We start from the raw sequence: 12,605 nt of genomic DNA on the forward strand, positions 1-12,605 counted from the left end.
ATATTGAGTCATGATGAATCCCTCCATTGAATGTCGTCTCGACAACTTCATTCTAAAGGAAATAATTCATCATGGCTCTTCTTATTTTCTTCCAGATGCATTTTACACAATTATATGGACTTTACTTGTGAAGGGGCTAGTAACGTAAGGTTTCATATGAAAAAACGTATAAATTTGGCTTTTTGAAAGTTGTATCAAGCAATAAATAAACATACCATGAAGGAGATGACAATGAATCTTTTTCATTGCTTTATCTCCTCGTATAGTTCATTTGTTTCATTGCATACAGGATCTCCAACTTCCTCATTTCCTAAATAGACGACAGTCCTTTCTCCCTTGAATAATCTTTTAATTTGCTGGCGCAATTTTGATGGATACAAAGGTTCTTCTATGAGTTTTTCGATATCAAGCCATTCAAATCCCACTTGATTTTTATCCACTTGTAGAGCAGGATCATTAATTAAACCTACATAATCGCACAAAAAAATCATATCAACACGATGGAAAGACTCACCATGTACACCTTCAATTACAAACTCTAATGATCTAGGTTCTATATGAATGCCAAGTTCTTCAGCTACTTCTCTTTTTACAGCATCTGTAAGAGTCTCCTCGCTGTTCTGACCTCCACCAGGCATAATATAAAATACATCACCATTGTCATCTAATTTAATGGCTAGCATTTTTCCGTTCTTAATAATTAATGCTTTTGCAGAATTTCTAATTTCTCTCTCCATCTGTACCACCTTGTTTATTACATTTAATTTATCTTAACTTAAATATATACATAATAGGAAGAGTATTACAGATCATTATTTCATGAACATGTACACAGCACTGGACATGATAAGCGTTTAAATCGTTCCGGAATTACCGAAATTGTAGCATTTGGCGATGAGAATTATTCAAAAGAAGAACTAGTGGCTGAGATCGGTGCGGCAATGCTTTGTGCCGTTTCTGGAATTGATAATAGCACCATCGAAAACAGTGCTGCTTATATTGGCGGCTGGCTTCGGAAGTTGAAAGATGATAAAAAGCTAATTGTTCAGGCAGCAGCGCAAGCACAGAAGGCGGCTGATTATATTTTAGGAACTGTATTTGATGACTCGGCAGTGTAGCAGTTCACCGTCCCCTTATTGGGGGAGCTGTAACCCTAAAATATAAGTTCAGGAGGTAATTATGTATAGACATGGAAAATTGATGAATGGCCGTCTATATCCAAACGCTTGCAGGTAATTGGATTGCCTTGCAGTTGCTTGTATAGATTTCAAAAATTCGCCCGCCCCATCCGGGGCGGGATTCCATAAAAAACTTACTTGGAGGTTTTACAATGTTGACAGTCTATCAAGCAGAGGGTGAAACGTCCTACACTCAGAAAGACATTAGCGCATCAATGTTTCTCAAACTTTATTTTCCACTTTTCTTGTGAGCATATAAAAAAAATAAAATCCAAAAAATACATCCTAATAAAATATGAACCCCACTTTCTTGGATATATATACCATTTCCACTGAGTAAGATCCCTGAAAAATAACCAAGGAAAATTATTATAATAAATTCAAAAATAAGTATATTTATTTAATCACTCCTTTGATATACTATATTTGGATAAAAATACATTTAAGAGGTGAATGTAATGAAAAAAACTGTTGTACTTATTCTAGTATCTTGACGTACCCATATGGTGATTTACTCACTAAACTACCATATGTTGATTTCCATCTAACGAACAGTCGCTACATGACGTTAATTCCCCGAGTGAAGTATATACAACATCAGGTATATGCAAAGGTCTCAAATCAAAATGTTGTACCTAAGTAGTAACAAAATATCAAGAATAGGGAGAGATAGCGGATGAAATTTCGTAAGTCAATAATGATGGCTGTAGCTGCATTAGGTATAACAGCAGTATTGGGCGGTACATCTGCTTTTGCTGCAACTTATTATCACACACATGGATTCGCAAAATCGGCAGTGAGCGTAAATTATTGGAAGGACTCTTCTGTAGCATCATATGGGTATACCGGTCTAGCGGATACAGGAATCGACTCATGGAGGAACATTACCGACAATCTGACTATAAATGAAAAGACATCTGAACCCACATACTTCAGCATTGTAACGTATGTTGGAAATACTATTTCTGGGATGGATGTTTATGGTGTAGTTGATCATTGGACATATGGTTTATTTGGTTGGACTCAAGTTAATCCAGATAACTTAAGAGACCGTGCAAGAGTACGCATGGATCATACAAATCTCAAAAGTTTAGGGTCAGATTCAACGGGATATGCTCTAAAAAAATACGCATTTGTTCATGAGTTTGGCCATGCAGTGGGGTTGAAGCATAATAATAGTGGGGTAGCATCAGTCATGAGTGAATCAATAAGTTCATCAACAAACACACCACAAATCACAGATAAAACATATCTCAAAGAAAAATATGGAGACAACTAAGGAGGGGGATATATGAAATTTAAAAAAACTTTAGCAATCACCTTAGTTGCAGTAGGTATAACTGTGACTGGATACATTTATGCAGATAGTCAAACTAAAACAGTTGAAATTTCTGCAATGTCTGTTACGCACAAGGATTTGAATGAACTGGAAAGTCGTTCAGAACTAATTGTTACAGGCGTGCCGTTGGATAGTGAAAACCATGTTGTTACAGATGAGGACGGTTTCGTTCAAGAAGGGTTTACAATTACGAGCTTTAAAATTGATGGTGTATATTCTGATAAAATGGAAAAAAAGATAAAGGAAGGAGATATTATTAAAGTTGCTGAGCCTGTATACACCATTGATAACGGACTAAAACCAGGCCAAACAGAATTCGTTATTGAAGATTACAAAAAAATGAAGCAATCCAATCGTTATATTTTGGTGCTAAAACCGGATGTAAATTATCCGGATTTAAATGTCATTGTGGGTGTTAAAGAAGGGCAATACAGCTTAGATAGTGATGGGGAAAAAGGCTTATTTCTTGTTGAAGACGAAGCAAAAAATTTCAAAGAAGAGCTGGTTAGCAAATACAATATTAAATAGAAGTTGATAGCACAAAAGAGCTGGTGAATCTTTTTGATTTACTGGCTCTTTTATACGAAAAATAGTTACTACTTTGGTCTCCTCAATACTGGGGAGATTTTTTTATCAGAAAATATAGGATCTTCTGGTCTGCTTGTCGAATTAGTCATTATTACCAGCGTAGTGAGGAGCCCTGCAAATGGAACTAACTCGGGAAGAAGTCAATACCATATGCAAAGGTGATCAAGAGATTGCCCGTTTTGTTCATGCCTTACTGGAACAAAATCAGCAATTGACGGCACTGGTAGAAAGAATTAGACATACAGTGCAAGCGTATATGCCTGATCAAAAACTACTTTCCTATGATCCGACAACTACAAGAAATAGTTTTATCTATTTTTCAAACAGGTCAGTTATAGCTAATTACTAAGGTTAATCCAACAGCTGAGCCCTTACAACAAAAAAATCTCTCCTTATCGTTAGCGCTACAGCATACACAGGTACTTGACCTACACTGTTAACAAACATAAAGAGAGATTTTATTTTGTTTAATTCAAACCTGGAATGGTTTCTGATAATGGCAAGTCATCTAAACTTTTGAACGTATACCCTTGGTTTCTAGCCGCATCAATAATATCGCCGAGCGCTGCCGCATTATCAGACGAAACGGAATGCAATAGCATAATTGCACCGGGATGTAGTTGCTTCATTACTTGCTCATAAGCATAACGTGCACCTTTTTGAGCATTGACTTCCCAATCTTTATAAGCGAGTGACCAAAATACAGATGTGTATCCTGCTTGGCGAGAAATATCTAGTACATGATCGTTAAATATACCACGTGGCGGGCGCAAATATTTCATCTGCTGTTGACCCATTAATGGAGCTGCTTGTTGTTTCACTTGCTCCAGCTCCGATTGTATTTGCGCTGCTGATATTTGTGTCATGTCGGGGTGCGTCCAAGAATGATTACCTACAATGTGCCCTTCTTCCACCATTCGCTTCACCAAATCAGCATGTTGTTTTACATAATGACCAGTGACAAAAAAAGCTGCCGGCACTTGCTTTTCTTTTAGGACGTCTAATATTTTTATCGTATATCCATTTTCATAACCATTATCGAACGTTAAAAACAATTCTTTTTTGTCCGTATCACCAACATACCAAGCACCATGCTTTTGCAAAATATGCTCAAATCCTTCTTCTTTAACGGAAGGGATACTACCATCTACACTTCGTTTGAATCCAAAATGGAACGCATGAGGTGCAGCATTCACTGGTTTAACCGTTACTGCTGCTATCCCTAACAATATGGCTCCGACCACTACTAATCCAATTGCTAATTTCAACCGTTGTTTCATAAAAAAGAGCACTCCTTCCACTTTTCAGCTGTCATAAAGCTAAGTTCTAACTTTACTATTGCCAAAAAAGCAAAATTACATGCTCCAATTATAATCCGTACTAACGTTCTTTAATGTATTGTGCGATTGTATATCATTAAAATATACGATTATTCCAACCGTTCAGCTTCGCAAATGCTTCTATAAAATAGTAATCACCGTAAATCAAGGAAACATCAATGTTTTTGTCTGCTGGCTTATGCCCTGTACCGTGAAGTAAAATTGCTTCATGAGCTGGATTATCCCACGTTGCATAGTTTTCATTCAAAGAATATAACATTTTTTCTGCCGCTTTTTTATACATACTCTTTTCTAATTCAGGAACCAAATCCGCTAACTCAAGTAAGCCAGATGCCGCAATCGCTGCTGCCGAACTGTCGCGTGGTGCTTGCTCTAGATTTTCTACTCGATAATCCCAATATGGTACATTATCTTCTGGCAATGCCGCTACAAAGTAATGTGATATTTGTTTTGCTGCGTCTAGGTAACGTTGCTCACCAGTTTCGCGGTAACAAATGGCAAGACCATGTAATGCCCATGAATTCCCTCTACTCCATGCAGAATAAGGGGCATTTCCTTGTCCGCCTAACTCTTCAATAAACTCGCCAGTTTCTGGTTCAAACGATAAAATATGTGCAACCGATCCATCATTACGAACAGCATATTTCAAAAATGTGTCGGCATGTTTAATCGCAATATGTTTGTAGCGTGGATCTTTCGTCATGCGAGTAGCCCAAAATAGCAATGGAATATTCATCATACAATCGACAATTGCCCAACCAATTGCTTCATCATAGTTCCAAGCACGGATAAACTCACCCGCTACATTATAACGACCTGCCAAAAAATTAGCTGCTTGCATACCAATTGCAAGTGCTTCTTGATCTCCCGTTAGTTCATACTTAATGACTGCCGTTGGTAGAAATTGAAATCCAACATCATGATGTAAAAATACTGGATACTCCGTAAAACTCTCTGCAATTTTCTTATCCCAATTCCATACTGCTTCTTTGTAACTATCCTTTTTCGTAACATCGTGCATAAGCCAAAGCATGCCTGGCCAAAAACCTGATGTCCACCATTTTGGTGGGCAGTCATCATATACCCCGTCTGCAGCAGCAACATGTGGAGATTTGTCACCAATTTGTTTTATCATATTCGATACTTTTTCATCGATTTTTTTTATTGTGTCTGATACATACGCTTGATCCATTATAATAGCCTCCCCATTTCGTATACGTTAACTATACTGCAAGTAAACAATTAATAATTTCCGTACAATCGCAAAAAATGTTGTTATAATGCTATATAGAGGAGGGATTTATAATGCGTTCACAATTTACGAAGCTTTTTCGTAATAACAAACCATATAGCTGGAGTTATCTTAATTATTCCACCAAAGATTTTAAAGGCTACTACCATTGGCATCGTGGCTGCGAATTACTCTTCGTCCACCAAGGAAAAGGAACGGTTGTCGTTGATCAACAAACTTATCCATTGACAGCAGGAATGGTTTTTTTCTTTCGCCCTTTTCAGCTACATAAAATTTATGCCGAAGTGTCGGAGCTAGAGCCCTATGAGCGCAGCACCTTTCATTTTGACCAAGAAGTATTTTTGACGTATATGAATCACTTCTCCTCTTTTCGAGAAATGTTGCTACATATGCAATATGGTATATCCAGCAAACAAGCTTTTCCTCTAAAAGATCAACTGCACTTCATCACCAATGCATGTGCGTCATTCGAATACAATCGCAAGCAACCTACTGCTGCTGCTGAAAATGAGCAAGCTGTCGTATTTTTATTACAAATTCTCGCTTGTTTATATGAACCTACAGAAAAATCTGAAAAACGCGCTCCCTACTCTGCTGATACAGCTAATTATATAGAACAAGCGATGCTTTGGATCGAGCAGCATTACATGGAACCATTTGAGCTAGATCGATTAGCACAAGATATTCATATATCAAAATCACACCTATCCAGACTTTTTCACAAAGAAACAGGAAGCAGCTTAACTAACTATTTGACAGCCCGCCGTATACAACAAGCTTGTTACCTACTACAATCTACCCATTTACCAACAGATCAGATTGGAGAAATGGTTGGATTGTTTAATGTCTCTTACTTTATCCAAGCTTTCAAAAAAACGATGGGAACGACACCACATCAATACCGATTACAATTAAATGGAAATGATAACTCCTAATCTTCACTCATTATTTCCATATTTTTCTTTATGGATTAGAATCAAACAGTCGGAAAGGAGAACCTCATTTGCTAAAACAACGGATGATATGGATCATAGCCACCATCATGATATGCTACTTAATCAGTGACTTTTTGTGGAATCAACATTTAAAACTACAAGAACCAGCTTTTATACCGCAATATACAGAAGTTCTCATTCATGGGCAATCTTTTTCCTTCTATTACTTAGAAGATGTTGAAACGAGCGAGCCACTGCAACATATCCAAATCGATGAACTCCAAGGACTGTTCAAGATAGAAGGACCATCTGTCATTGAACGTTACGGGCAACAATACTTAAAATCGATCATCTATCACCCTATGGATGGTCATGACTATACTGGCTTAGTAGACCAAACATTTACCACCGCAACTGCCTTTTTTACTGGAAACAAACAACAATCTATCGATATTGGAAAGCTAAAATTTCTTTCGAATGCCGCTCCAGACAACTCATTACGTGAACCACTACATACATTAACAAGCGGAAGTTCTAGTAATAATGAACATCTCTATATTGTACAAACGAATACAGATATTGAACTAACTGCTTTGTCTGTTTCTTTTCCGGAATTAATCGAAGAAAATATTAGGGCAACTATTAAACAAACGGATCATTATCTAATAGAACAGGGAGAAGGGTTTACAGAAGATGCCTTCACCCCACTAAACGAGTTATCACTTCCCCTTACTTTCGAAACTGGTGATATTATATTCGCTTCGAATTTAAAATGTTTCCCGAAAATCTATATGCAAATTATAGTGCACGTGTCACCGTAAACGGCAAACATTTGGATACGGGACAATCGTTTAAGAGCACTGTTGGAATACTTGATTACACTATAAGGAACGATAAGGACAAAATAAAACGCTTCTTAAAAAAAGTGAGGGATGATAGATGAATGTAACAGGTTTTCGAGTCATTGCCTGGGGATTATTGCTTGTCGTGTTAGATTTTAATATTAATGGTTTCGATCTTTTACCAGACTGGTTGGGCTATATTATAATCATTAGCGGTTGCCATCAACTTAGTAACCAGCTAAGCTACTCGCAATTTCGTCATGCCAATCTAGCTGCATATGCCTTATTGTTCATTTACATCGTTAACATTTTAATGTTATTCTCTGCTACATCAGACAGTACTATCGGTTTAATCGATGGCATAATGAGTGTGATGATGATTGTCTTTATGTATTACATTTGTGATGGATTATTCCATTTTGCTCAATCTATCCAAGAAAGCGAATTTAGTCAAGCTGTTCGTCGAAATTGGTTGTTTTATTTCATTGCCAATCTTATAGCTCTAATTAGTCAACCACTACTCCTATTAAATAGTAGCTTCAGTATTATAATGGTTGTTTTAATTATTACCGTTGTCCTGTCTACATTATTCATTATATTTAAGTTATTTAAAGCAGCAAAGTTTCATCTGCCTCCCACACCAACTGACCATTCTTCCTTATAAATTACAATATAATGATGTAGTTTATCAGAATCGTATGAAAGAACACTCTTACATTCACTTTTATTCCATTATAAAGAAATCCTATTCACTGTTTTACACTACTTTTTGATCAACCGCTCCTAAATATGTGATATAAAACACCTTTCAGCCGAATCAGAAGTCGGATTGAAAGGTGTTTTATTATTTTTTTACCAAATTTATTCCATTTGTGTGAGAAAAATCATATCTGACGTCTTTCGATTCCGTCATACTGAAGTCAGAACAAAGATAAACAACAGAGACACGCATTGGAGGAGGAGACTCATGACAAAGAATGTTACGGAAACTGTACAAACAAAAGTTGCTGTTACTGCACAAGAACAAATTGATAAGTTAACAGCTAGAGCCAAGAAAGCTCAGGAGCAATACATGCTTATGGATCAAACACAAATTGATCATATGATCCAACAGATGGCTCTTGCTGGAGTAGATCAGCATATGTACTTAGCAAAACTAGCAGTAGAAGAAACTGGACGGGGCGTTTACGAAGACAAAATTATTAAAAACATGTTTGCAACGGAATATATTCATAATAATATCAAAAATCACAAAACCGTTGGCATTATTGAAGAAAACGCACATGAAAGCTACAAACTAGTAGCAGAACCTGTCGGAACAATTGCTGGAATTACCCCGGTTACTAATCCAACATCGACAACGATGTTCAAAGCTTTAATCGCTGCAAAAACAAGAAATCCAATTATTTTCGCCTTCCATCCATCGGCACAAAAATGTAGCGTAGCTGCAGCTAAAGTGTTACTAGAAGCAGCTGTACAATGCGGCGCTCCGGCACACGCAATTCAATGGGTCGAGAACCCTTCAGTAGAAGCAACTCAGCTATTGATGAATCATCCTGATGTAGCGCTTATATTGGCAACAGGCGGATCTGGTATGGTGAAATCTGCATATAGTACTGGTAAGCCAGCGCTAGGCGTTGGACCAGGTAACGTCCCTTGCTTTATTGAGCGGACAGCAGATATCGAACGGGCAGTAACCGACTTAATTTTATCCAAAACCTTCGATAATGGTATGATCTGTGCTTCGGAACAATCTGTTATTATCGACGAACCTATTTACGAAAAAACTAAAAAGCTAATGCAACAAATGGACTGCTACTTCCTTAATAAAGAAGAAACAGAGCTCGTATCCAAACTAGTCATTAATCCAACATCATGTGCAGTTAACGGTGCAATCGTTGGACAATCCGCTTTCAAAATAGCTAAATTAGCTGGCGTTACTGTACCAGAAACAACAAAAATTTTAATCGCAGAACTACAAGGTGTTGGCATTCAACATCCATTATCAGCGGAAAAATTAAGCCCTGTTCTTGCTTGCTACAGAGTGAAAGACGCGAAACAAGGGATTGAACGAGCAGCAGAAATTGTCGGCTTCGGTGGTATGGGACACTCATCAGCAATTCATTCCAAAAATGATGCTGTTATCGATGCCTTTGCCAAACGATTACAAACAGGCCGTATTATTGTTAACGCTCCTTCTACTCATGGTGCTATCGGTGACTTATACAATACGAACCTGCCTTCCTTAACACTTGGTTGTGGATCATACGGTCATAACTCAACAACAGACAACGTATCTGCAGTCAACTTAGTTAACGTGAAGCGGGTCGCTTACAGGACGGTAAATATGCAATGGTTTAAAGTGCCACCTAAAATTTATTTCGAAAAAGGATCTACTCAGTATCTCGCAAACATGCCAAACATAACACGAGTGATGATCGTCACTGACCAAGCGATGGTTGACCTCGGCTATGTAGCAAAAGTAGAATATCACTTACGTAAACGTTCAACACCTGTTCTAATTGAAGTATTCTCTGACATTGAACCAGATCCATCAGTCGCTACCGTTAAAAAAGGTACAGAAGTGATGAATCACTTCAAACCGGATTGTATTATTGCACTTGGTGGTGGATCACCAATGGATGCTGCCAAAGCGATGTGGTTATTTTACGAATATCCAGATACTAGCTTCGACGCATTAAAACAAAAGTTTTTAGATATTCGTAAACGGGTATTCAAATATCCAAAACTAGGTACACAAGCACAATTCGTAGCGATTCCGACTACTTCAGGAACTGGATCTGAAGTTACATCGTTTACTGTTATTACCGACAAAGAAAAAGGTCATACAAAATATCCGTTAGCTGACTACGAGCTTACGCCTGACGTGGCAATTATCGATCCTGAATTTGTATACACATTGCCAAAAAATCAAGTAGCTGACACTGGTATGGACGTTTTGACTCACGCCATTGAAGCATACGTTTCCGTCATGGCTAACGATTATACAGATGGCCTAGCATTAAAAGCTATTCAAATTGTGTTCGAGTATCTAGAAGCTTCTTATCGTACCGCAGATGAATACGTACGTGAAAAAATGCATAATGCTTCTACATTAGCTGGTATGGCTTTCGCTAACGCATTTCTAGGTATTAACCATAGTTTAGCTCACAAATGGGGCGGTCGCTATCATACACCACACGGTCGTACGAATGCTATATTATTGCCTCACGTCGTCAAATACAATGCAAGTAAACCAACAAAGTTTGCTTCATTCCCGAAATACGGCAAATTCATAGCCGATCAACGCTACATGGAAATTGCTAGACTACTAGGTTTACCTGCGGCAACACCACAAGAAGGTGTCAACAGTCTTGTGCTAGCTATCCGCAAATTAAACAAAGCACTAGATATTCCTGAAACATTCCAAGAAATAGGCTTTGATGCTGCTGAATTCGAAGCTAACGTCGATCAACTAGCTGACCGTGCCTTCGAGGATCAATGTACAACATCGAACCCTCGCCTACCACTTGTTACAGAGCTAGCCGACGTATATCGCAACGCATTCTACGGTAAATTTTAATCAAGTCGTCGCTCGCCTCAACAAGTAAGTAAAGTTGATTGCAAATAACAAACAAATCTATACCATAGCTTGGTGCCGTTACTATAATGGTGCCAAGCTATTATTATGTGTCCCCTACCTCAAACCATTGTAACGTAAATAACGCAGGTGGATAATAAAAGGAATCTATCCATATTTACATCTATCTATATCTATCTATATCTATCTATATCTATCTATCTATATATAGGTAGATAAGTAAGCTGGATCGCAAATTTTTCAACAACAATATTCCCATCGTTATCTTTTTGCACCTTCCATTCGCCGCTCACCACCGCTTTATCCTCTGTCACCAACGTATATGCTCCATTCCATTTATACATTCCAGTCTAAACCATGTTCAGATAGCTAATTATTATGTCCTACTAGACGATCAAGCGCCGCTTTCACACCAGCTTCTTTAACTGCAGCGAAGCTTTATACGAAAAAACGTATAAACAGTCGCGTACACCGGTTGGGAGCAAAGCTTTATACGAAAAATCGTATAAACGGTCACATGTAACCATCTTCTGACGAGAGGTTTGTATGAAAAAACGTATAAAAGGGCATATATTACCTTCGTCACAGAAGGTTTTATACGTTTTTTCATATAAAATCGCTTTTGAAGAGTGTTCCTACAATAATTAGAACCTACCACCACCTTACGAAGGAAAGTGATCAAATTTGCGAAGGGAGGGTATCAAATGACAGATCTCTGGAGTAACACGTCCTAATGCCCAAGCTGACATAGGAACAACAAAAAAAGCCATTCTATTAAGAAGGACTTTAGATTTACTAGTTTAATATGGTCGGGATGACACGATTTGAACATGCGACCCCCTGGTCCCAAACCAGGTGCTCTACCAAGCTGAGCTACATCCCGAAATATGTATGGAGCGGAAGACGGGGATCGAACCCGCGACCCTCGCCTTGGCAAGGCGATGCTCTACCGCTGAGCCACTTCCGCATAAAAAAATGGTGCCGTCGAGAGGACTTGAACCCCCAACCTACTGATTACAAGTCAGTTGCTCTACCAGTTGAGCTACAACGGCACATAAAATATGGTGACCCGTAGGGGATTCGAACCCCTGTTACCTCCGTGAAAGGGAGGTGTCTTAACCCCTTGACCAACGGGCCTTATAATGTTGTGAACATTTAAAGCTTTATTGCTATGTATAAACAATACCATATGAAATGGCGGAGAGAGAGGGATTCGAACCCTCGCACCGATCACTCAGCCTAACCCCTTAGCAGAGGGTCCCCTTGAGCCACTTGGGTATCTCTCCGTATGGCTCCCCGAACAGGACTCGAACCTGTGACAACTCGATTAACAGTCGAGTGCTCTACCAACTGAGCTATCAGGGAACAATAACTAATGTTGCGCTTCATGCTTGTCTTACTGATGAAAGTTTACACCTTCAAAACTGGATAGGAACATCGTCGCTTCTTACACATCGTTACTTCATTCTTTAGGATAAGCCCTCGACCGATTAGTATTCGTCAGCTCCGCACATTGCTGTGCTTCCACCC

General features: G+C 38.4%; 11 protein-coding genes, 6 tRNA genes and 1 pseudogene. 8 read left to right on the plus strand and 10 right to left on the minus strand.

From position 1 onward, the window contains the following. Nucleotides 1-242: 242 nt before the first annotated feature. Nucleotides 243-737, minus strand: a complete 495-nt coding sequence (locus ACFSTH_RS09230; RefSeq protein ID WP_377769836.1) for an NUDIX domain-containing protein — start codon at nt 735-737, stop codon at nt 243-245. A 69-nt stretch (nt 738-806) separates the two neighbouring features. Here ACFSTH_RS09230 and ACFSTH_RS09235 point away from each other — a divergent pair. The 4 genes and pseudogenes from ACFSTH_RS09235 to ACFSTH_RS09250 form a co-directional block, all read left to right on the plus strand. Further along, nucleotides 807-1,118 (plus strand): annotated as a pseudogene (locus tag ACFSTH_RS09235) (zincin-like metallopeptidase domain-containing protein); the annotation flags it as partial. A 736-nt stretch (nt 1,119-1,854) separates the two neighbouring features. Next, nucleotides 1,855-2,457, plus strand: coding sequence for a hypothetical protein (locus ACFSTH_RS09240; RefSeq protein WP_377769835.1), 603 nt, complete (start codon nt 1,855-1,857; stop codon nt 2,455-2,457). 12 nt (nt 2,458-2,469) lie between these two features. Then, nucleotides 2,470-3,045, plus strand: a complete 576-nt coding sequence (locus tag ACFSTH_RS09245) for a hypothetical protein (protein WP_377769834.1) — start codon at nt 2,470-2,472, stop codon at nt 3,043-3,045. A 178-nt stretch (nt 3,046-3,223) separates the two neighbouring features. Continuing rightward, complete coding sequence (locus tag ACFSTH_RS09250; protein WP_377769833.1) at nt 3,224-3,454, plus strand: hypothetical protein; 231 nt, start codon at nt 3,224-3,226, stop codon at nt 3,452-3,454. Between the two features lie 118 nt (nt 3,455-3,572). On the opposite strand, the gene pdaA is transcribed toward ACFSTH_RS09250, so the two are convergent. Together pdaA and ACFSTH_RS09260 are read right to left on the minus strand one after the other, a co-directional pair. Then, nucleotides 3,573-4,385 carry a delta-lactam-biosynthetic de-N-acetylase gene (gene pdaA, locus ACFSTH_RS09255; RefSeq protein WP_377769832.1) on the minus strand — a complete coding sequence of 271 codons (813 nt, stop codon included), beginning with the start codon at nt 4,383-4,385 and terminating at the stop codon, nt 3,573-3,575. 136 nt (nt 4,386-4,521) lie between these two features. Beyond that, a complete protein-coding gene (locus ACFSTH_RS09260) occupies nt 4,522-5,637 on the minus strand; it encodes a glycoside hydrolase family 88 protein (protein ID WP_377769831.1) in 1,116 nt (371 codons plus the stop codon). A gap of 113 nt (nt 5,638-5,750) precedes the next feature. On the opposite strand from ACFSTH_RS09260, the gene ACFSTH_RS09265 reads away from it, so the two are divergent. The 4 genes from ACFSTH_RS09265 (at nt 5,751) to adhE (ending at nt 11,057) form a co-directional block, all read left to right on the plus strand. Continuing rightward, on the plus strand, nt 5,751-6,632 hold the full coding sequence (locus ACFSTH_RS09265) for a helix-turn-helix domain-containing protein (protein WP_377769830.1): 882 nt from the start codon (nt 5,751-5,753) through the stop codon (nt 6,630-6,632). Nucleotides 6,633-6,700: 68 nt separating this feature from the next. After that, a complete protein-coding gene (locus ACFSTH_RS09270) occupies nt 6,701-7,453 on the plus strand; it encodes a hypothetical protein (protein ID WP_377769829.1) in 753 nt (250 codons plus the stop codon). Between the two features lie 118 nt (nt 7,454-7,571). Next, the gene (locus tag ACFSTH_RS09275) at nt 7,572-8,138 is read left to right on the plus strand and encodes a hypothetical protein (protein ID WP_377769828.1); all 567 of its coding nucleotides are present in this window, start codon (nt 7,572-7,574) and stop codon (nt 8,136-8,138) included. Nucleotides 8,139-8,441: 303 nt separating this feature from the next. Next, complete coding sequence (adhE, locus tag ACFSTH_RS09280; RefSeq protein WP_377769827.1) at nt 8,442-11,057, plus strand: bifunctional acetaldehyde-CoA/alcohol dehydrogenase; 2,616 nt, start codon at nt 8,442-8,444, stop codon at nt 11,055-11,057. 215 nt (nt 11,058-11,272) lie between these two features. Here adhE and ACFSTH_RS09285 read toward each other — a convergent pair whose 3' ends face one another. From ACFSTH_RS09285 to ACFSTH_RS09315, 7 genes are all read right to left on the minus strand, one after another. Next, nucleotides 11,273-11,419, minus strand: coding sequence for a hypothetical protein (locus ACFSTH_RS09285; protein ID WP_377769826.1), 147 nt, complete (start codon nt 11,417-11,419; stop codon nt 11,273-11,275). Between the two features lie 462 nt (nt 11,420-11,881). Continuing rightward, nucleotides 11,882-11,958: transfer RNA gene (locus ACFSTH_RS09290), tRNA-Pro, on the minus strand. Nucleotides 11,959-11,967: 9 nt separating this feature from the next. Next, nucleotides 11,968-12,042: transfer RNA gene (locus tag ACFSTH_RS09295), tRNA-Gly, on the minus strand. Nucleotides 12,043-12,051: 9 nt separating this feature from the next. Continuing rightward, nucleotides 12,052-12,127: transfer RNA gene (locus ACFSTH_RS09300), tRNA-Thr, on the minus strand. 10 nt (nt 12,128-12,137) lie between these two features. Continuing rightward, a tRNA-Glu gene (locus ACFSTH_RS09305) sits at nt 12,138-12,212 on the minus strand. A gap of 58 nt (nt 12,213-12,270) precedes the next feature. Beyond that, nucleotides 12,271-12,361, minus strand: a tRNA-Ser gene (locus tag ACFSTH_RS09310). A 3-nt stretch (nt 12,362-12,364) separates the two neighbouring features. After that, nucleotides 12,365-12,440: transfer RNA gene (locus ACFSTH_RS09315), tRNA-Asn, on the minus strand. Between the last annotated feature and the right edge of the window lie 165 nt (nt 12,441-12,605).

This window comes from Paenibacillus yanchengensis, assembly GCF_042684845.1.
Lineage (GTDB): Bacteria > Bacillota > Bacilli > Paenibacillales > Paenibacillaceae > Pristimantibacillus > Pristimantibacillus yanchengensis.

What these genes read in the sequence shown, in the direction of transcription:
- ACFSTH_RS09230 (WP_377769836.1), bottom strand. Translation starts at nt 737, where the DNA reads ATGGAGAGAGAAATTAGAAATTCTGCAAAAGCATTAATTATTAAGAAC.
- ACFSTH_RS09240 (WP_377769835.1), top strand. Translation starts at nt 1,855, where the DNA reads ATGAAATTTCGTAAGTCAATAATGATGGCTGTAGCTGCATTAGGTATA.
- ACFSTH_RS09245 (WP_377769834.1), top strand. Translation starts at nt 2,470, where the DNA reads ATGAAATTTAAAAAAACTTTAGCAATCACCTTAGTTGCAGTAGGTATA.
- ACFSTH_RS09250 (WP_377769833.1), top strand. Translation starts at nt 3,224, where the DNA reads ATGGAACTAACTCGGGAAGAAGTCAATACCATATGCAAAGGTGATCAA.
- pdaA (WP_377769832.1), bottom strand. Translation starts at nt 4,385, where the DNA reads ATGAAACAACGGTTGAAATTAGCAATTGGATTAGTAGTGGTCGGAGCC.
- ACFSTH_RS09260 (WP_377769831.1), bottom strand. Translation starts at nt 5,637, where the DNA reads ATGGATCAAGCGTATGTATCAGACACAATAAAAAAAATCGATGAAAAA.
- ACFSTH_RS09265 (WP_377769830.1), top strand. Translation starts at nt 5,751, where the DNA reads ATGCGTTCACAATTTACGAAGCTTTTTCGTAATAACAAACCATATAGC.
- ACFSTH_RS09275 (WP_377769828.1), top strand. Translation starts at nt 7,572, where the DNA reads ATGAATGTAACAGGTTTTCGAGTCATTGCCTGGGGATTATTGCTTGTC.
- adhE (WP_377769827.1), top strand. Translation starts at nt 8,442, where the DNA reads ATGACAAAGAATGTTACGGAAACTGTACAAACAAAAGTTGCTGTTACT.
- ACFSTH_RS09285 (WP_377769826.1), bottom strand. Translation starts at nt 11,419, where the DNA reads ATGTATAAATGGAATGGAGCATATACGTTGGTGACAGAGGATAAAGCG.